This window comes from Streptomyces sp. NPDC086989 (assembly GCF_044745505.1).
Lineage (GTDB): Bacteria > Actinomycetota > Actinomycetes > Streptomycetales > Streptomycetaceae > Streptomyces.
Genome location: NZ_JBIVAL010000004.1, coordinates 446595 through 464292, shown reverse-complemented (window position 1 = coordinate 464292; position 17698 = coordinate 446595). Strand labels below are relative to the sequence as shown.

Sequence of the window (17698 nt, the reverse complement as noted above, 5' to 3'; positions counted from 1 at the left end):
CCCGGCAGGGGATCCGGCTCCGCGCAGCGGTACCCGTACCCACCGCACTATCAAGAAGGCGGCACCACCATGGGTATGACGACTCCCCAGGTCGTCGTCCACCGGGACAAGGAGCTGATGGCTCAGGCCGCGGCGGCCCGGCTCATCACGAAGATCGTGGACGCGCAGGCGGCCCGGGGCAGCGCCTCGGTGGTCCTCACCGGCGGCCGCAACGGCAACGGGCTGCTGGCCGCGCTGGCGGCGGCCCCGGCCCGCGACGCCGTCGACTGGTCCCGGCTGGACCTGTGGTGGGGCGACGAGCGGTACGTCCCGGCCGACGACCCCGAGCGCAACCACGTTCAGGCCCGGGAGGCCCTCCTGGACGCGGTGGCGGTGGACCCGGCCCGCGTCCACGCCATGCCGGCCTCGGACGGCCCGTACGGGGCGGACGTGGACGCCGCGGCCGCGGCCTACGCGGCCGAACTGGCGAAGGCGGCGGGGCCCGAGGACCACGGCCCGGTCCCCACCTTCGACGTGCTGATGCTGGGCGTCGGCCCGGACACGCACGTCGCGTCGCTCTTCCCCGAACACCCGGCCTCCCGCGAGACCGAGCGCACGGTGGTCGGGGTGCACGGCGCGCCCAAGCCCCCTCCGACGCGGGTCTCGCTGACCCTGCCGGCGATCCGGGCGGCCCGGGAGGTCTGGCTGCTGGCGGCGGGCGAGGACAAGGCGGGCGCGGTCGCCATCGCGCTGGGCGGCGCGGGAGCCGTGCAGGCGCCCGCCGCGCAGGCGTACGGCCGCTCGCGCACCCTGTGGCTGCTGGACCGCACGGCCGCCGCGAAGCTCCCGGCGGGCCTGTACCCGCCGGCCGCGTCCTGACGGCACGGCGCCCCGGACACCGAAGGGCCCGCTCCCCCCGGGGGGAGCGGGCCCTTCGTCATGACCGGGCGGCGACGGTCAGCTGCGGCCGCGCAGCTCGCGGTAGGCGGCCACGAGGGCCTTCGTCGAAGCGTCCAGGCCCGGCACCTCCGCGCCCTCCGTCAGGGCCGGCTCGACCCGCTTGGCGAGGACCTTGCCGAGCTCGACGCCCCACTGGTCGAAGGAGTCGATGTTCCACACCGCGCCCTGGACGAACACCTTGTGCTCGTACAGCGCGATCAGCTGGCCCAGCACCGCCGGGGTGAGGTCCTGCGCCAGGATCGTCGTGGTCGGGTGGTTGCCCTTGAAGGTCTTGTGCGGGACCAGCGGCTCCGGCACACCCTCCGCGCGCACCTCCTCCGGCGTCTTGCCGAAGGCCAGCGCCTGCGTCTGCGCGAAGAAGTTCGCCATCAGCAGGTCGTGCTGGTCCGCCAGCTTCGGCTCCAGTTCGCCGACCGGCCGGGCGAAGCCGATGAAGTCCGCCGGGATCATCTTCGTGCCCTGGTGGAGCAACTGGTAGTACGCGTGCTGTCCGTTGGTGCCGGGGGTGCCCCAGACGACGGGACCGGTCTGCCAGTCCACCGGCTTGCCTTCGCGGTCCACGGACTTGCCGTTGGACTCCATGTCCAGCTGCTGGAGGTACGCGGTGAACCGGGAGAGGTAGTGGCTGTACGGCAGGACCGCGTGGGACTGCGCGTCGAAGAACTCGCCGTACCAGATCCCCAACAGGCCCATCAGGAACGGCGCGTTCTGCTCCGGCGGAGCGGTGCGGAAGTGCTCGTCCATCGTGCGGAAGCCGCCCAGCAGCTCCCGGAAGGCGTCCGGGCCGATCGCGATCATCAGGGAGAGCCCGATCGCGGAGTCGAAGGAGTAGCGGCCGCCGACCCAGTCCCAGAACCCGAACATGTTGGCCGGGTCGATGCCGAAGGCGGTGACCTTCTCCTCGTTGGTCGACAGCGCCACGAAGTGCCGCGCCACGGCCGCGGTGTCACCGCCGAGGCCGGCCAGCAGCCACGCGCGCGCCGACTCGGCGTTGGTGATGGTCTCGATGGTGGTGAAGGTCTTGGAGGCGATGATGAACAGCGTCTCGGCGGGGTCCAGGTCCCGTACCGCCTCGTGCAGGTCGGCGCCGTCCACGTTGGACACGAACCGTACGGTCAGCGCGCGGTCGGTGAACGCGCGCAGCGCCTCGTACGCCATCGCCGGCCCCAGGTCGGAGCCGCCGATGCCGATGTTGACCACGTTCGTGATGCGCCGGCCGGTGAAGCCGGTCCACTGCCCCGACCGGACCTGGTCGGAGAACGCCGCCATCTTGTCGAGGACCGCGTGCACCCCGGGGACGACGTTCTCGCCGTCCACCTCGACCACCGCGTCCCGCGGCGCGCGCAGGGCGGTGTGCAGGACCGCCCGGTCCTCCGTCGTGTTGATCTCCTCGCCGCGGAACATCGCCTCGCGCAGCTCTGCCACGCCGGTCGCCGCCGCCAGTTCCTGCAGCAGCTCCAGCGTCTCGTCGGTCACGAGGTGCTTCGAGTAGTCGATGTACAGGTCCCCGACCCGCAGGGTGTAGCCCGTACCCCGGTTCGGATCCGCCTCGAACAGCTCTCGCAGATGCGTCTGCCCCAGCTCTTCGCGGTGCTTGCCGAGTGCCAGCCACTCGGGCGTCCGGTTGAGCCTCGTCCTGTGCTCTGCGTTCATCTCGGACATCAACCCGTTTCTTCCGTCCTGTCGTGCCCCGCCGATCACCAACTTAAAGGATCGGAAGCGGCCCAACGCACGCAAAGGGCCCGGCCCGCTGGAGAACAACTCCTGCGGGCCGGGCCCGATGTCACACCTTCACCGTCGCGTCGTCAGATCTCGCCGCGGAGTTTGGCCAGCGCCTCGGCGAGGATCGCCTCGCCGTCGGCGTCCGTGCGCCGCTCCCGTACGTACGCCAGGTGCGTCTTGTAGGGCTCGGTGCGCGGCGGCGCCGGGGGGTTGTCCCGGTCCTGGCCGGCCGGGAACCCGCAGCGCGGGCAGTCCCAGGTGTCCGGCACCTGCGCGTCGCTGGCGAAGCTCGGCTGCGTCTCGTGCCCGTTCGAGCACCAGAAGGAGATGCGCAGGCGGGGCGCGGATTCGCCGCGCTCGGCCTCACCCATCGGCCCCGCTCCGACCCGACTGCCACGGATCGCGTTGCCACTTGCCACGGTCGTAACTCCCTGCGTGATGGTGCCGCGAAGCGTGAGTGGATTCCGCTGCGGGCGCCCCAGTCTACGTAAGGCCCAACGCACGTCCATCACATGGAGTTACTCACTCCGCGCCGCGGACGCCGTCCTCATGATAGGCGGGGTGGAGCCGACCGGACCGGCGGAATGGCCAGAACCGTCGGCTTCCCTACTTCATCAGGATGCCGAGCGCCATGATGCAGGCGAACCAGAGGAGACCGACCACGACGGTGATGCGGTCCAGGTTGCGCTCGGCCACCGAGGAGCCGCCGACCGACGACTGCATGCCGCCGCCGAACATGTCGGAAAGGCCGCCGCCCTTGCCCTTGTGCATCAGCACGAGCAGCATCAGCAGGGCGCTGAAGACGATCAGGGCGATCGAGAACCCCATAATCACGGCTGATTCCTACTTTCTGGCTTTTCTGGCTTTCCGGCTCTGCTGGATGTGCGCGGGGGCCAGTGGCTGGTGGTTCAGCCTCCTGGCCCCCGCAAGGGTACGACGGATCCGTCCTACCGCCTACTCGCTGCGACGATCACGCAGGTCACTGGTCGCGGAACCGGACGATCTTCACGAACTCGTCCGCGTCCAGCGCCGCGCCGCCGATCAGCGCGCCGTCGACGTCGGGCTGGGCCATGATCGCCGCGATGTTGCCGGACTTCACGGAGCCGCCGTACTGGATGCGGACCTTGTCGGCCAGCTCCTGCGAGTACAGCTCGGCGAGGCGGGTGCGGATCGCCCCGCAGACCTCCTGCGCGTCCTCGGGGGTGGCGACCTCGCCGGTCCCGATCGCCCAGACGGGCTCGTACGCGATCACGATGGACTCGACCTGCTCGGCCGGGACGTCCTTGAGGCCGCCGTCCACCTGGGCCAGGGTGTGGGGGACCTGCTGGCCGGCCTTGCGGACGTCCAGGCCCTCGCCGACGCACAGGATCGGGGTGATCCCGTGCCGGTAGGCGGCCTTGACCTTGGCGTTGCAGAGCTCGTCGGTCTCGCCGTGGTACTGGCGGCGCTCGCTGTGGCCTACGGCCACGTACGTGCACTTCAGCTTCGCCAGCATCGAGCCGGAGATCTCGCCGGTGTAGGCGCCGGAGTCGTGCGCCGAGACGTCCTGCGCGCCGTACTTGATCTTCAGCTTGTCGCCGTCGACCAAGGTCTGGACCGAGCGCAGGTCGACGAAGGGCGGCAGGACCGCGACCTCGACGGCGTCGTAGTCCTTGTCGGCGAGCGCGAAGGCGAGCTTCTGGACGTGCGCGATGGCCTCGAGGTGGTTGAGGTTCATCTTCCAGTTGCCCGCCATCAGCGGGGTACGCGTGGTCATACGGGTTCAGACCTCCAGTGCGGCGAGGCCGGGGAGCGTCTTGCCCTCGAGGTATTCGAGGGAGGCGCCACCACCGGTCGAGATGTGACCGAAAGCGTTCTCGTCGAAGCCGAGCGTGCGCACGGCCGCGGCGGAGTCGCCCCCGCCCACCACGGTGAACGCGCTGCTGTCGACGAGGGCCTGCGCGACGGCGCGGGTGCCTCCGGCGTAGTCGGGGTGCTCGAAGACGCCCACGGGACCGTTCCAGAAGACGGTCTCCGCGTCGGCGATCTTCGACGCGTACAGCTCACGGGTCTTGGGACCGATGTCCAGACCCTCCTTGTCGGCGGGGATCTTGTCCGCGTCGACGGTCTCGAAGTCGGCCGGGGCCTTGGTCTTCAGGTCCGGGAACTCCGCGGAGACCAGGACGTCCACCGGCAGGACCAGCTCGACGCCGTTCTTCTCGGCGCGCGCCATGTACTCCTTGACGACGTCCACCTGGTCCTTCTGGAGCAGGGAGATGCCGACCTCGTAGCCCTTGGCGTAGAGGAAGGTGTACGCCATGCCGCCGCCGATGAGGATGCGGTCGGCCTTGCCGAGCAGCTGGTCGATGACGGCCAGCTTGTCGGAGACCTTCGCGCCGCCGAGGACGACCACGTACGGGCGCTTGACGTCGGCGGTCAGCTTCTTCAGCACGCCGACCTCGGTGGCGATCAGGTAGCCGGCCGCGTTCGGGAGGCGGGCGGGCAGGTCGAAGACCGAGGCGTGCTTGCGGTGCACGGCGCCGAAGCCGTCGCCGACGTAGACGTCGGCCAGCTCGGCGAGCTGGTCCGCGAAGGCGCCGCGCTCGGCGTCGTCCTTCGAGGTCTCACCGGCGTTGAAGCGCAGGTTCTCGATGACGGCGACCTGGCCGTCGGCGAGGGCCGCGACGGTCTCCTTGGCGGAGGATCCGACGGTGTCGGTGGCGAACGCGACGTCCGCACCGAGCAGTTCACCGAGTCGCTTGGCGGCCGGAGCGAGCGAGAAGGCCGGGTCCGGGGCGCCCTTGGGGCGGCCCAGGTGCGAGGCGACGACCACGCGGGCGCCGGCTTCGGCGAGCTTCGCGATGGTCGGCTGCACGGCGCGGATGCGACCGTCGTCGGTGATCGTGTCGCCCGAGAGCGGCACGTTGAGGTCGGCGCGGACGAAGACCCGCTTGCCGGCGACGCCTTCGGCGAGCAGTTCGTCGATCGTCTTCATGTGTTTCTACTCCTTATCCCCATACACGGGTTCTGCCGGTGCGGGGCCGATCGGTCGAGGCAAACGACAGGGCCCGTGCAGCGCTCCATCGCGCTGACCGGACCCTGCGTTCACGTCGTGGTGCCTAGCCCTGCTACCTGAGACTTAGAGCTGACCGCCGACGAAGACGGTCAGGTCGACGAGGCGGTTGGAGTAGCCCCACTCGTTGTCGTACCAGCCGACGACCTTGACCTGCGTCCCGTCCTGAACCATGGTCAGGGAGGAGTCGAAGGTGCAGGAAGCCGGCCAGTTCACGATGTCGGAGGAGACGATCGCGTCCTCGGTGTAGTCGAGGATGCCCTTCAGCTGACCCTCGGCCGCCTTCTGGAAGGCGGCGTTGATCTCTTCCTTGGTGGTCTCGCGGGAGAGCTCCAGGACGAGGTCGGTGACCGAGCCGGTCGGGACCGGGACGCGCATGGCGATGCCGTCCAGCTTGCCCTTGAGCTGCGGGAGGACCAGCGCGGTCGCCTTCGCGGCACCCGTCGAGGTCGGAATGATGTTCTCGGCGGCGGCACGGGCGCGGCGCAGGTCCGAGTGCGGGAAGTCCAGGATGCGCTGGTCGTTCGTGTACGCGTGGACCGTCGTCATCATGCCCTTGACGATGCCGAAGTTCTCGTCGAGGACCTTGGCCATCGGCGCCACGCAGTTGGTGGTGCAGGAGGCGTTGGAGATGACGTGGTGGTTGGCGGCGTCGTACTTGTCCTGGTTGACGCCCATCACGATGGTGATGTCCTCGTCCTTGGCCGGAGCCGAGATGAGGACCTTCTTCGCACCCGCGGCGATGTGCTTGGCGGCATCGGCCTTCTTCGTGAAGATGCCGGTCGACTCGATGACGATGTCGGCGCCGAGCTCGCCCCAGGGCAGGTTCGCGGGGTCGCGCTCGGCAAAGGTCTTGAAGGTCTTGCCGTCGACGGTGATGCTGTCGTCGGTGTGGGAGACCTCGGCCTTGAGGCGTCCCAGGATGGTGTCGTACTTGAGAAGGTGCACCAGGGTCGCGTTGTCAGTCAGGTCGTTGACACCGACGATCTCGATGTCCGCTCCCTGCTCAAGGAGCGCCCGGAAGTAGTTGCGGCCAATTCGGCCAAAACCGTTGATGCCTACGCGGATCGTCACGAACCGATCTCCTCGTTGGTGCGCCGGCCTGTCCCGCCGGCGAGCTGTATGGGATGTCCCCGACCGCTTACGACCCTACCTCTCCGTGAGCTTTTGAGTGACATCGGCCGGGACCTGAGATTCCCCCTGTCACAGGGGGTACGCCGCCGGGGCCCGTACCGTGCGCTCCGGTACGGGGCCCGGGGGGCCTCGGCCCCCGTCACTCAGGGTGAGCGTCGGGGGCGTCGTCGATCAGCGGTGTAGCGAGCGGAGCGCCTTACCGACGAGTACGGCTCGGTCCGCCGCCGCCGGCAGGTGTTCCAGGCCGAAACCGAGGAGCACCGTGTTACGCGTAGTGACCGACGCGTAGGACTTGAACAGCTCCCCGGACCGGGTCCAGTCGCCCGGGACCACCGGACTTCCGGCAGGGGCGCCCTGGGCGGTCCAGACGCCCAGCGAGGTCTCGAACCCCTCGACGGCCTGGTCGGCCCCGCCGACGGAGACGCGCGCGTCGTCCGCGAACAGGCCGCGGCCGCCGGAGCCGCCGTCCGAGACGTACGAGAGGGAGACCTCGACGGTCTTGCCCGCGTACGCGCTCAGGTCGAAGGTGACCTGCTTCCAGCCGTCGGAGGAACCGGTGAAGCTGTTCCACCGGCCGCTGGTGCCGCTCGCGGTGCAGCCGGCGCTGTCGAGGGTGAGGTAGTGCTTCAGGAACGGGTGACCGTTGACGTAGAACCCGGCCTCGCACTCCGTCGGCACGGTGGTGCCGGTCAGGCCGCCCGCCTCGGGCAGCGTGGTCCAGTCCTCGGCGCCGGTGGTGTGGGCCTCCAGGATCGCGTGGTCGTAGCCCGGCTCGGTGTTCCAGTTGAGGGCCATCTTGAGCTGCGGCCTGTCCGCGGCGGTGACCTTGGTCAGGTCGACCGTGCGGGTCAGCCGCTTCCACTCGTCGTCCGCATGGGTGGCCGCGGCCATCCCCGCCCCGGTGTAGGGGGCGTACGGGTTCACGACCCCGGCGTACTGGCCCGCCTGCGCGCTCTTGAACTGCGGGAACTGCGCCGCCGGCAGGGAGTCGGAGGTGACCGCGTAGGACCCGGGGGCGTTGAACGGGTTGCCCGCCGCGTCCGCCAGACCGCCCGTGGCCCCGGCGAGGGCACCCGTACCGGTGAAGCCGGTGGCGCCGCGGGCACTCGTACGGCTGTAGGCGCCGAGGTAGTACTGGCTGAAGTCGTTCGTGACGGCGCGCCCGACCTGGGCGTTGCCACCCGCGAGCTCACCGGCCTCGATCAGCCTGCCGCCCTCGTTGAGGAAGTCGCGCACGGCGAGCTGGGTGTCGCCGCCGGGGGTCTTGGCGCCGGTGTAGTGGACGGCCGTGCGGAAGTGGGAGAGCACGCCGAGGTGGTGCGGGGCGCCCTGCGCGGCCACGTCCCAGACCGCCGCGGACCTGCCGTTGGCGCGCAGGGCGTCGACGTACTCCTGCGCGTGCTGTGCCGGGGCGCCCTCCTCCGCGATCACCAGCACGTCGGCGCGGGGCCGCTGGGCCACCGTGTACGTGAAGTGCTCGCTGGAGACCTGCTTGCCGGAGCGGTCGCGGCCGGTGAACCAGACCTCGACCTTGTCGCCCGGCTTGGTGCCGTCCACCTTTGCCCGGTACTCGTCGAACCAGTTGTTGTCGTCGCCGCCGTAGACGTCGCCGCCCTTCCAGGCCTTCAGTCCGTCGTCGTGCGTGCGGCCGCCGTTGATGCGGAACTTGAGCTGCTTGTCCTTCAGCGCCTTGCGGGCGGTGACGGAGACCGTCTGGTCCTCGCCCTTGGCCGCGTAGGAGGTGGTGAAGGGGTCCGGGGTGAAGTCCGCGGCGCTCAGGCCCACGGAGGACTTCGGCTGGTCGGGGTGGGCGGCGCTCTCGCCGACGGCGAGCGCGAACGGGACGTTCTTGGCGAACTCCGCCTGGATGAGCTTCTCGTCGTCCGGGAAGTTGAAGCCGGACTGGCAGTCCTCGGGCTTCCACCGGTCGTTCGGGTCGATCGCCGAGGCCGTCTGACAGGTGGTCATCTCAGGCGTGAACATCATGACGCCGTTGACGTTGGCGGCGTGGCCGTCGGCCTCGCCGTTCGTCGTGTAGAGCTCGGAGGAGACCTGCGGGTGGTAGCCCGGGATCGCCGAGTTCTCCGGGGTGCCGGCGAGCGCCCTGTACGCGACGTCGTCCGGGGTCGGGGTGGCGACCTGCCAGCCCACGCCGTAGAGCAGCAGCTCGGCCGCGGAGTGGTAGTTGACGGCGTACCGGAAGCCGATGCGCTTCTCGAACCTGTCGAGGGCGACGGTCTCCGGCTCGGAGGAGGCCTTGGGGCCGCGGTAGGTCTCGCTCGACTGGTTGGGTGAGGAACCCTCGTTGTCGTAACCCCACTTGTAGGCGAAGTTCCGGTTGAGGTCGACCCCGTCGCCGGGGGTGATCTTGCCGTCGCCGTTGTTGTCGCGCAGGTTCTTGCGCCACAGCCGGTCGCCGTCCGGGGAGTGCGTGTAGTCGTACCCGTCCGGGTTGGCGGACAGCAGGAACCACAGCTCGGTGGAGTCCACGAGCTTGGTGATCCGCTGGTCCTTGCCGTAGTTGTCGAGGGTGTGGTGCATCAGCCGCCGGGTCATCTCCGGGGTGATCCACTCGCGGGCGTGCTGGTTGGACATGTAGAGCACGGAGGGCTTGTCGCCGTCCTTGGTGGTGCGGGCGTTCTTGGTGACCTTCAGGGCGAGGATGTCCTTGCCCTGGACGGTCTTGCCGATGGAGACCACCTTGGCGAGGCCGGGGTTGGCCTGGGCGGTCTTGAGGATCTCCTCCTGGAGCCCGCCCTTGCCGCTGTAGGGGCGGAACACCCCGTCGCCGACGACCTGGGAGCGGGCCGCGCTCGCGGGGACCTTGTGCTCGGCGAGTTTGACGCCCTGGCCTGCGAGCTCCTTCGCCTGCCCGCCGGTGAGGAACAGCTCGACCTTGGCGGTCCCGCTCTCGGGGGCGCGTTCGGTGAGCTCCTGGGCGTCCTGGCCCGCGGCGAGGAGGAGCGGGATCTGCTCCTTGGTGACGTCCGCGTCGTAGACCCGCACCTCGTCGGCGCCGGGTGCGGCGTCCGCTGCGGGCTGGGCGTGGGCCGCCGGGAGGGCGGCCAGTGTGGTTCCGAAGACGAGTGCGCTTGCGGCGAGGATCGATCTCGCGCGGTGCCTCATGTGCCCCCCTGGGCGTCGTCTGCCACGAAAGCGTTCGGACGACAGGCTCACGATCAGGCGATGCTCATGTCAATGGGGCGTGTCTCAAAGGGGCCCGCACGGGTGAGGTGCGGGCCCCTTTGAGAGTACGGCCGGGCGTTCGTGGCAGGTACGGGCGCGAGCCGGCCGGCCGTCGCGAGTCAGCCCGCCATGTTGTCGGCCAGGTCCTCGCTGAGGTTCGACTCGGTGCCCGGGATGCCGAGGTCCTGCGCCCGCTTGTCGGCCATCGCCAGCAGACGGCGGATGCGTCCCGCGACCGCGTCCTTCGTCAGCGGCGGGTCGGCGAGCGCGCCCAGCTCCTCCAGGGAGGCCTGCTTGTGCTCCATGCGCAGCCGCCCGGCCGCGGCGAGGTGCTCGGGCACCTCCTCGCCGAGGATCTCCAGTGCACGCTGGACCCGGGCGCCGGCGGCCACCGCGGCCCGCGCCGAGCGGCGCAGGTTGGCGTCGTCGAAATTGGCGAGGCGGTTGGCGGTGGCGCGCACCTCGCGCCGCATCCGCCGCTCCTCCCAGGCCAGCACCGACTCGTGGGCGCCGAGCCGGGTCAGCAGGGCACCGATCGCGTCGCCGTCGCGGACCACGACGCGGTCCACCCCGCGGACCTCGCGCGCCTTGGCGGCGATGGACAGCCGACGGGCGGCGCCCACCAGGGCCAGGGCGGCCTCCGGACCGGGGCAGGTCACCTCCAGGGACGAGGACCGGCCCGGCTCGGTGAGCGAACCGTGGGCCAGGAAGGCGCCGCGCCAGGCCGCCTCCGCGTCGCAGGTGGCCCCGGAGACCACCTGCGGGGGAAGACCTCGGATGGGGCGGCCGCGGCCGTCCACGAGGCCCGTCTGGCGCGCCAGCTGGTCACCGCCGGCCACGACGCGGACGACGTACCGGCTGCCGCGGCGCAGCCCGCCGGGAGCCATCACGACGAGGTCCGAGGAATGGCCGAAGATCTCCAGGATGTCCTTGCGCAGGCGCCGGGCAGCGATCCCGGTGTCCAGCTCCGCCTCGATGACGATCCGCCCGCTCACCAGGTGCAGCCCGCCCGCGAACCGAAGAATCGCCGAGACCTCCGCCTTCCTGCAGCAGGTCCGGGTGACGGGGAGCCGGGAGATCTCATCCTTCACCGCTGGCGTCATCGCCATGGGCCGATCCTTCCATGCATCCGAAAAATACGGTCGTACGCGGCGGCGAGCAGCTCCGGGTCGTGCTTCGGAGAGCCGTCTTCCCTGGCCACCGGCGCCAGCTCGACCGCGGCACCGAACCGTTTTGCGGCATCGGCGAGGGACTCGCGGTCGGGCACGGCGGCCTCGTCGGCCAGCACCACGTCCAGGGCGAGTTTAGGGGCGTGTCGGGCCAAAACCTCCAAATGACGCTGCGGAGAGAAGCCCTCTGTTTCGCCGGGCTGCGGCGCGAGGTTCAGCGAGAGGACCCGCCGGGCCTTGGTCTCGATCAGCGCGTCGAGCAGTTCCGGCACCAGCAGGTGCGGGATGACGGAGGAGAACCACGATCCCGGACCGAGCACGACCCAGTCGGCGTCCAGGACCGCGGCGACGGCCTCCGGCACGGCCGGCGGATCACCGGGCACGACCTGTACGGAGAGCACCTCGCCGGGGGTGGTGGCCACCGTGGCCTGGCCCCGGACGGTGTCGACCTCGCCCGGGCGCGTCTGGTCGTGGCCGCGGACCAGCGCCTGGAGCTCCAGCGGGACCGCCGACATCGGCAGCACCCTGCCCTGCGCACCCAGCAGCTTGCCGACCAGGTCGAGGGCCTGGACGGGGTCGCCGAGCTGTTCCCACAGGGCCACGATCAGCAGGTTGCCGACCGCGTGCCCGTGCAGGTCGCCCTCGGACTGGAAGCGGTGCTGGATGACACGGGCCCAGGTCTGGCCCCAGTCGTCGTCACCGCACAGCGCGGCCAGCGCCTTGCGCAGGTCGCCGGGCGGCAGCACGCCGAGCTCCTCGCGGAGCCGGCCGCTGGAGCCGCCGTCGTCGGCGACGGTGACCACGGCCGTGAGCTCGCCGGTGATCCGGCGCAGTGCCGCCAGGGAGGCCGACAGGCCCATGCCGCCGCCGAGGGCGACGACCTTGGGTGCGACCACCTTGGGGGCTGCGCCGCGGCGCAGCCCGGTGCGGCCGGCGCCGTCCTCGCCCCGCCCCGAGGTGAGGCGGCGCAGGCGGCGCAGCCGCAGGGTGCGTCCGGTCACTCGCGCCCCATGTCCCGGTGGACTACGACGGTCTCGACTCCCTCGGAGGCGAGGCGGGCAGCGAGCTTCTCGGACATGGCGACGCTGCGGTGCTTGCCGCCGGTGCAGCCGACCGCGATGGTCACGTACCGCTTGCCCTCGCGGCGGTAGCCGGTGGCGATGAGCTGGAGCAGCTCGGTGTAGCGGTCGAGGAACTCCTTGGCGCCGGGCTGGCTGAAGACGTAGCCCGACACCTCCGGGTTGAGGCCCGTGAAGGGGCGCAGCTCGGGGACCCAGTGCGGGTTCGGGATGAAGCGGCAGTCGACGACGAGGTCGGCGTCGACGGGCAGGCCGTACTTGTAGCCGAAGGACATGACGGTCGCCCGCAGCTCGGGCTCCTCGTCGCCCGCGAACTGGGCGTCCATCTTCGCGCGCAGCTCGTGCACGTTCAGGCTGGAGGTGTCGATGACCAGGTCGGCGTCGCCGCGCAGCTCGCGCAGCAGGTCGCGCTCGGCGGCGATGCCGTCGGTGATGCGCCCGTCGCCCTGCAGGGGGTGCGGGCGGCGGACCGACTCGAAGCGGCGGACCAGCGCGTCGTCGGAGGACTCCAGGAAGACGATGCGCCGGGTGACGCCCTTGCTGTCGAGGTCGGCCAGGGACTCGCGCAGGGCGTCGAAGAACTGGCGGCCGCGGACGTCGACGACGACGGCGATGCGCGCCACGTTGCCCTGCGAGCGGGCGCCGAGCTCCACCATGGTGGGGATCAGTGCCGGCGGGAGGTTGTCGACGACGAACCAGCCGAGGTCCTCCAGACACTTGGCCGCCGTACTGCGGCCGGCCCCGGACATGCCGGAGATGATCACCAGCTCGGGGATGGCCGCCTCGGCGGCGTCCCCGGGCTCCGCTGTCGTGCCGGTACTCACCTGTGCTCCGTCTCGGTCGTGCTCGGTCGTGTGCTCGGTCGTCTGGTCGGTCGTCTGGTCGGTCTCGCGCTCGGTCATTGCTCGGGCCCCCGTTCGGACGATGTCCCCCGGCCTGCGCCGGGAGGTGCCCCCACCGGTGGGGCGGGGTGCTCATCCTCAATGATCTCTCCTGTCGCCGTATTGACGGCAGGACCAGCGGGAACCGACCGGGCGAGGGCCGCGGCCACGGTCTCGGCCGTCTTGCGGCCTATGCCCGGGACCTCGCAGATCTGCTCGATTGTCGCCTGTCTCAGCTTCTTCACCGAACCGAAGTGCTTGACCAGGGCCTGCCTGCGGCTTTCCCCCAGGCCGGGCACGTCGTCGAGCGGGCTGGCCTTGAGCCGCTTTCCGCGCTTGTTCCGCTGGTACTGGATGGCGAACCGGTGGGCTTCGTCGCGGACCCGCTGGAGCAGGTACAGCCCCTCGCTGGTGCGGGGCAGCACGACCGGGTCGTCCTCGCCGGGCAGCCAGACCTCCTCCAGGCGCTTGGCCAGCCCGCACACGGCCACGTCGTCGATGCCGAGTTCCGCCAGCGCCCGCTGGGCGGCGGCCACCTGCGGCTGCCCGCCGTCGACCACCACGAGCTGCGGCGGGTAGGCGAACCGCTTCGGCCGCCCGTCGTCCTCCGCGAGGGGGTGTTCGCCGTCCTCCGCGGCCTCCGCGTCCTCCGGGGACCACTCCCCCGTCTTCAGCTTCTCCTGCAGGTAGCGGCGGAAGCGCCTCGACACCACCTCGTGCATGGACCGGACGTCGTCCTGCCCCTCGAACGATTTGATCGCGAAGCGCCTGTACTCGCTCTTCCTGGCCAGCCCGTCCTCGAAGACGACCATCGAGGCCACCACGTCGTCGCCCTGGAGGTGCGAGATGTCGAAGCACTCGATGCGCAGCGGCGCACCGTCCAGGTCGAGGGCCTCGGCGATCTCCTCCAGGGCCCGGGAGCGGGTGGTGAGGTCGCTGGCGCGCTTGGTCTTGTGCAGGGCCAGGGACTGCTGCGCGTTGCGGTGGACGGTCTCCATCAGGGCCTTCTTGTCCCCGCGCTGCGGGATGCGCAGGCTGACGAGGGAGCCGCGCCGCTCCGCCAGCCACTGGCTCAGCGCGGGCGTGTCCTCGGGGAGGGCCGGGACCAGCACCTCCTTGGGAACGGCCTCGCCCTTCTCCTCCCCGTACAGCTGCTGGAGGGCGTGCTCGACCAGTCCGGCGGTGTCGACGGCCTCCACCTTGTCGGTGACCCAGCCGCGCTGGCCGCGCACGCGCCCGCCGCGGACGTGGAAGATCTGCACGGCGGCCTCGAGCTCGTCCTCGGCGACCGCGATCAGGTCCGCGTCGGTGGCGTCGGCGAGGACGACGGCGTTCTTCTCCATGGCCCGGCGCAGGGCCCCCATGTCGTCACGCAGCCGGGCGGCCTTCTCGTACTCCATCTCCTCGGCGGCCTCGTGCATCTGCTTCTCCAGCCGGGAGAGGTACGTCCCCGTCCGCCCGGCCATGAAGTCGCAGAAGTCCTCGGCCAGTTCGCGGTGCTCCTCGGGGGTGACCCGGCCGACGCAGGGGGCGGAGCACTTGCCGATGTAGCCGAGCAGGCAGGGCCGGCCGATCTGCGCGGACCGCTTGAACACCCCGGCGGAGCAGGTGCGCACGGGGAACACCCGCAGCATGAGGTCGACGGTCTCGCGGATCGCCCAGGCGTGCCCGTAGGGCCCGAAGTACCGCACGCCCTTCTTCTTGGGCCCCCGCATGACCTGGACCCTCGGGTACTCCTCGTTCATCGTCACGGCGAGGGAGGGGTAGCTCTTGTCGTCCCGGTACTTGACGTTGAACCGGGGGTCGTACTCCTTGATCCAGGAGTATTCGAGCTGGAGCGCCTCGACCTCGGTGGAGACGACGGTCCACTCGACGGAGGCGGCCGTGGTGACCATGGTGGCGGTACGGGGGTGCAGCCCGGCGACGTCCTGGAAGTAGCTGGCCAGGCGTTGGCGCAGGCTCTTGGCCTTCCCGACGTAGATCACCCGGCGGTGCTCGTCGCGGAATCGGTACACCCCCGGGGAGTCCGGGATCTGCCCCGGCGCGGGACGGTAACTGGAAGGGTCGGCCATGCCAACACCCTACTGGCGGCGGCCGACAACGAACCCCGGCCATCCCCCCCTCCCCGGAGGTGTCCCGGCCCGCGGCTCCGCGCCGCGGGCGGCGGAGCCGGCGACGGGGATGGCGCGATGGCGCGACGGGCGTGCTGCGCATCGCGGCGTTCCGCAGCGCGGCCCTGCACCGCTGCCCCCGGCCCTGGAGCGCCTCACGGCCCGCCACCCCGGGATCCGGCCCGAGGTGCGGGTGGTGCGCGAGCTCGGTGCGGGGGCCCGGGGACCGCCCCGCCGCGGCAACCGCGGGCCAGGGCCGTCCCCTCCCCGCCGGGTCACTCCTGCGCCGCCGGTGCTTGAGGCGTGGGGGCTCAGGGCCTGCCGACGTGTCGAGGCGGGGGCCCATCTCGGCCCGCCGCGGTCACTGCGTCGCCGTCGGCGTTCGAAGTGCGGGGTATGCGGGGGCCGCCCCGGCACCCCGGCCCGGGGCCGAACCTTCTCCCTGGCTGCCCACCCTCCGAACCCGGCCGTCCCGGCGTCCGGAGCCGCGAGCTGTTCCCACCCCGCCTGCGCGTGGGGCACGGGCCCCCGGAGCGGAGTTCCGGGGGCTCCCGAAGCGCCCGGCTCCGGGAGCGGGGCCGGGCGTGAAGGGCGGGTGCCGGGCGGAGCCTGGTGAACAACGCGGAAGGGCGGGGCGGGAGACGGCACCAGCCGGGGCCCGGACGGCCGGTCGGCCGCCCGGGCCCAAGGTCCGCCAGGGCGGTGGCACGGCCCCGGCCCGTCAGGGCAGAGGCACGGGCCCGGCCGTCAGGGGGGATCACGCGGGCCCACCCCGCCAGGGCGGTGGCACGGGCCCGGCCCGTCAGGGCAGTGGCACAGCCCCACCCCGCCAGGGCGGTGGCACGGGCCCGGCGCGCCAGGCAGGGGCACGGGCCCGGCCCCGTCAAGGCGGTGGCACGGGCCCGGCCCGTCAGGGCAGGGGCACGGGCCCGGCCCGTCAGGTGGTGGCGCGGGGCCGGCGGGACCTGCGCACCGCGGTCACGCCGAGCGCGGAGACCGCCAGCGCGCCCGCCGCGACCCCGGCGGCCGGCGCCACCGAGGGACCGGCGGGGGCAGCGGCCGCGGCCGCGTAACCGCCCGCCCCGCCCCCCTTCGCGTACGCGGACCCCGGCAGCTTGTCCCCGTACGCCCGCACCACCCGCGCCCGGTAGGCGTCGAGGCTGGTGCCCCCCGCGCCGACGGCCCGCTCGGCGTCCTCGTCCAGCGGCAGCACCCTGCTGCCCGCGGCCACGTACCAGGCGTCGATCTGCGGTTCCCGGAACACCGTCCCGCCGGGCAGTTTCGCGGCGCCGAGCTGCGCGTAGCGGAATTCGTCGTCGCCGGTGGCAATGTTCACCACCTGCCATCCCGCCTCGGTCCTGGCCGTCCACAGCGCGGCCCGCTGCCCGTCCGAGGCGACCGCCTCGCTGGCGAGGAACTCCAGCCGGGCCACGGGCGCGCCGGCCCTGCCGGCCACGAAGTCCGGGGAGAGGTAGCTGACGGGTATCGCCTCGCCCTCGATCCGCGGCCGTACCGCATCCGGCGCGATCTTGCCCTCGCGGGCGAAGAAGCGGGAGAGCGTGGCGAGGGTGTCGGGCGCGGCGGCGGCCCGCCCGGCCGCGGCCCGGCTCTCGGCGGTGACGGACCGGGGCTGCGGCACGGGGGTCGCCGAGGCCTGCGGGGCCGGAAGGGCGACGAGGACGGCGGCGGTCGCGGCGAGGACCGCGGCGGCGGCGCGCTGGGTCATGGCGGTCACGCTCCGATCCGGTAGAGCGAGTGGGTCCAGGAGAAGGTGCTGTTGTCGACGTACCAGGCGTGGGAGGCCCAGTTGTAGCGGTCGCTGGACGGCCACGGGTCGCCCCAGTAGACCCAGTTGTCGGCGGTGTCGTAGCCGTAGATGACGTGCATGTGGCCGCCGCCGTTGGACCACTGGATCCGGGTCTCGACGGGCCGGTTGGCGTCGATCTCGCTCTGCACGGTGGTGTAGCGCAGCCAACCGCTCACGTACGAGCCGGGGTTGATCCCGGCCCAGTCCAGGGCGGTCTGGACGTTGCCGAGGGTGGCCTGGTTGTTGGGGCAGTCGTAGCCCTGCTGGCGGTTGAAGGCGGCGTTGCAGAACTGGTTCTGGGTGTAGGTGCGGCCGAACCAGCCGGCGATGGTGTTGCCGCTCGCGGCCCAGCACCAGTTGCTCTTCTGCTGGGCCTGCATGGTGATGTTCAGGCGCTTGTACGCCAGGGCGGAACCGGCGGCGGAGCCGGCCTCGGCGGCAGCGGCGGCGGAGCCGGTGTCGGCGGCAGCGGCGGCAGGGGCGGGGGCGGGAGCCGTGGTACCGGCGGCGGTGGCGGTACCGGTGGGCAGGACGAAGAGCACGGCGGTGAGGGCGGCGGCCAGGGAAAGCCGCCGGTTTCGGTTGCGCATCGCGTTCCTCCCGTGTGGGGATCCCCCC

General features: G+C 71.6%; 14 protein-coding genes. 1 reads left to right on the top strand and 13 read right to left on the bottom strand.

Annotation, left to right across the window (positions count from 1 at the left end; translation table 11 throughout):
* Positions 1-75 precede the first annotated feature (75 nt).
* Entirely contained in the window at positions 76-858 is a 783-nt protein-coding gene (gene pgl / locus ACIPK4_RS11745; RefSeq protein ID WP_376191787.1) for a 6-phosphogluconolactonase, read from the top strand.
* 78 nt (positions 859-936) lie between these two features.
* Here the strand turns inward: pgl and pgi are convergent, their stop codons facing one another.
* The 13 genes from pgi to ACIPK4_RS11680 form a co-directional block, all read right to left on the bottom strand.
* Positions 937-2592 (bottom strand): glucose-6-phosphate isomerase, encoded by a 1656-nt coding sequence (gene pgi, locus ACIPK4_RS11740; protein WP_402311806.1) that lies wholly within the window; start codon positions 2590-2592, stop codon positions 937-939.
* A 152-nt stretch (positions 2593-2744) separates the two neighbouring features.
* Positions 2745-3080, bottom strand: a complete 336-nt coding sequence (locus ACIPK4_RS11735) for an RNA polymerase-binding protein RbpA (RefSeq protein WP_007263454.1) — start codon at positions 3078-3080, stop codon at positions 2745-2747.
* A gap of 187 nt (positions 3081-3267) precedes the next feature.
* Entirely contained in the window at positions 3268-3489 is a 222-nt protein-coding gene (secG, locus tag ACIPK4_RS11730; RefSeq protein ID WP_054222744.1) for a preprotein translocase subunit SecG, read from the bottom strand.
* Between the two features lie 151 nt (positions 3490-3640).
* Positions 3641-4417 (bottom strand): triose-phosphate isomerase, encoded by a 777-nt coding sequence (gene tpiA / locus ACIPK4_RS11725; protein ID WP_376191784.1) that lies wholly within the window; start codon positions 4415-4417, stop codon positions 3641-3643.
* 6 nt (positions 4418-4423) lie between these two features.
* Positions 4424-5635: a phosphoglycerate kinase gene (locus ACIPK4_RS11720; RefSeq protein WP_402311337.1), complete on the bottom strand. Its 1212-nt coding sequence runs from the start codon at positions 5633-5635 to the stop codon at positions 4424-4426.
* A gap of 144 nt (positions 5636-5779) precedes the next feature.
* Positions 5780-6787: a type I glyceraldehyde-3-phosphate dehydrogenase gene (gap, locus tag ACIPK4_RS11715; RefSeq protein ID WP_054222747.1), complete on the bottom strand. Its 1008-nt coding sequence runs from the start codon at positions 6785-6787 to the stop codon at positions 5780-5782.
* Between the two features lie 231 nt (positions 6788-7018).
* Positions 7019-9973 carry a M14 family zinc carboxypeptidase gene (locus tag ACIPK4_RS11710; protein WP_402311334.1) on the bottom strand — a complete coding sequence of 985 codons (2955 nt, stop codon included), beginning with the start codon at positions 9971-9973 and terminating at the stop codon, positions 7019-7021.
* A 179-nt stretch (positions 9974-10152) separates the two neighbouring features.
* Entirely contained in the window at positions 10153-11142 is a 990-nt protein-coding gene (gene whiA / locus ACIPK4_RS11705; protein ID WP_030160342.1) for a DNA-binding protein WhiA, read from the bottom strand.
* Entirely contained in the window at positions 11133-12203 is a 1071-nt protein-coding gene (gene yvcK, locus ACIPK4_RS11700) for a uridine diphosphate-N-acetylglucosamine-binding protein YvcK (protein WP_054222750.1), read from the bottom strand. Before yvcK ends, whiA begins: the two co-directional genes overlap by 10 nt.
* On the bottom strand, positions 12200-13183 hold the full coding sequence (gene rapZ / locus ACIPK4_RS11695; protein ID WP_402311332.1) for an RNase adapter RapZ: 984 nt from the start codon (positions 13181-13183) through the stop codon (positions 12200-12202). The genes yvcK and rapZ overlap by 4 nt, the downstream gene beginning before the upstream one ends.
* Entirely contained in the window at positions 13180-15234 is a 2055-nt protein-coding gene (gene uvrC / locus ACIPK4_RS11690) for an excinuclease ABC subunit UvrC (RefSeq protein WP_402311330.1), read from the bottom strand. The genes rapZ and uvrC overlap by 4 nt, the downstream gene beginning before the upstream one ends.
* A 976-nt stretch (positions 15235-16210) precedes the next feature.
* Positions 16211-17008 (bottom strand): hypothetical protein, encoded by a 798-nt coding sequence (locus tag ACIPK4_RS11685; RefSeq protein ID WP_402311328.1) that lies wholly within the window; start codon positions 17006-17008, stop codon positions 16211-16213.
* The gene (locus ACIPK4_RS11680; RefSeq protein ID WP_402311326.1) at positions 17005-17670 is read right to left on the bottom strand and encodes a papain-like cysteine protease family protein; all 666 of its coding nucleotides are present in this window, start codon (positions 17668-17670) and stop codon (positions 17005-17007) included. Before ACIPK4_RS11680 ends, ACIPK4_RS11685 begins: the two co-directional genes overlap by 4 nt.
* Between the last annotated feature and the right edge of the window lie 28 nt (positions 17671-17698).

What these genes read in the sequence shown, in the direction of transcription:
- pgl (WP_376191787.1), top strand. Translation starts at nt 76, where the DNA reads ATGACGACTCCCCAGGTCGTCGTCCACCGGGACAAGGAGCTGATGGCT.
- pgi (WP_402311806.1), bottom strand. Translation starts at nt 2,592, where the DNA reads ATGAACGCAGAGCACAGGACGAGGCTCAACCGGACGCCCGAGTGGCTG.
- secG (WP_054222744.1), bottom strand. Translation starts at nt 3,489, where the DNA reads ATGGGGTTCTCGATCGCCCTGATCGTCTTCAGCGCCCTGCTGATGCTG.
- tpiA (WP_376191784.1), bottom strand. Translation starts at nt 4,417, where the DNA reads ATGACCACGCGTACCCCGCTGATGGCGGGCAACTGGAAGATGAACCTC.
- ACIPK4_RS11720 (WP_402311337.1), bottom strand. Translation starts at nt 5,635, where the DNA reads ATGAAGACGATCGACGAACTGCTCGCCGAAGGCGTCGCCGGCAAGCGG.
- ACIPK4_RS11710 (WP_402311334.1), bottom strand. Translation starts at nt 9,973, where the DNA reads ATGAGGCACCGCGCGAGATCGATCCTCGCCGCAAGCGCACTCGTCTTC.
- whiA (WP_030160342.1), bottom strand. Translation starts at nt 11,142, where the DNA reads ATGGCGATGACGCCAGCGGTGAAGGATGAGATCTCCCGGCTCCCCGTC.
- rapZ (WP_402311332.1), bottom strand. Translation starts at nt 13,183, where the DNA reads ATGACCGAGCGCGAGACCGACCAGACGACCGACCAGACGACCGAGCAC.
- uvrC (WP_402311330.1), bottom strand. Translation starts at nt 15,234, where the DNA reads ATGGCCGACCCTTCCAGTTACCGTCCCGCGCCGGGGCAGATCCCGGAC.
- ACIPK4_RS11680 (WP_402311326.1), bottom strand. Translation starts at nt 17,670, where the DNA reads ATGCGCAACCGAAACCGGCGGCTTTCCCTGGCCGCCGCCCTCACCGCC.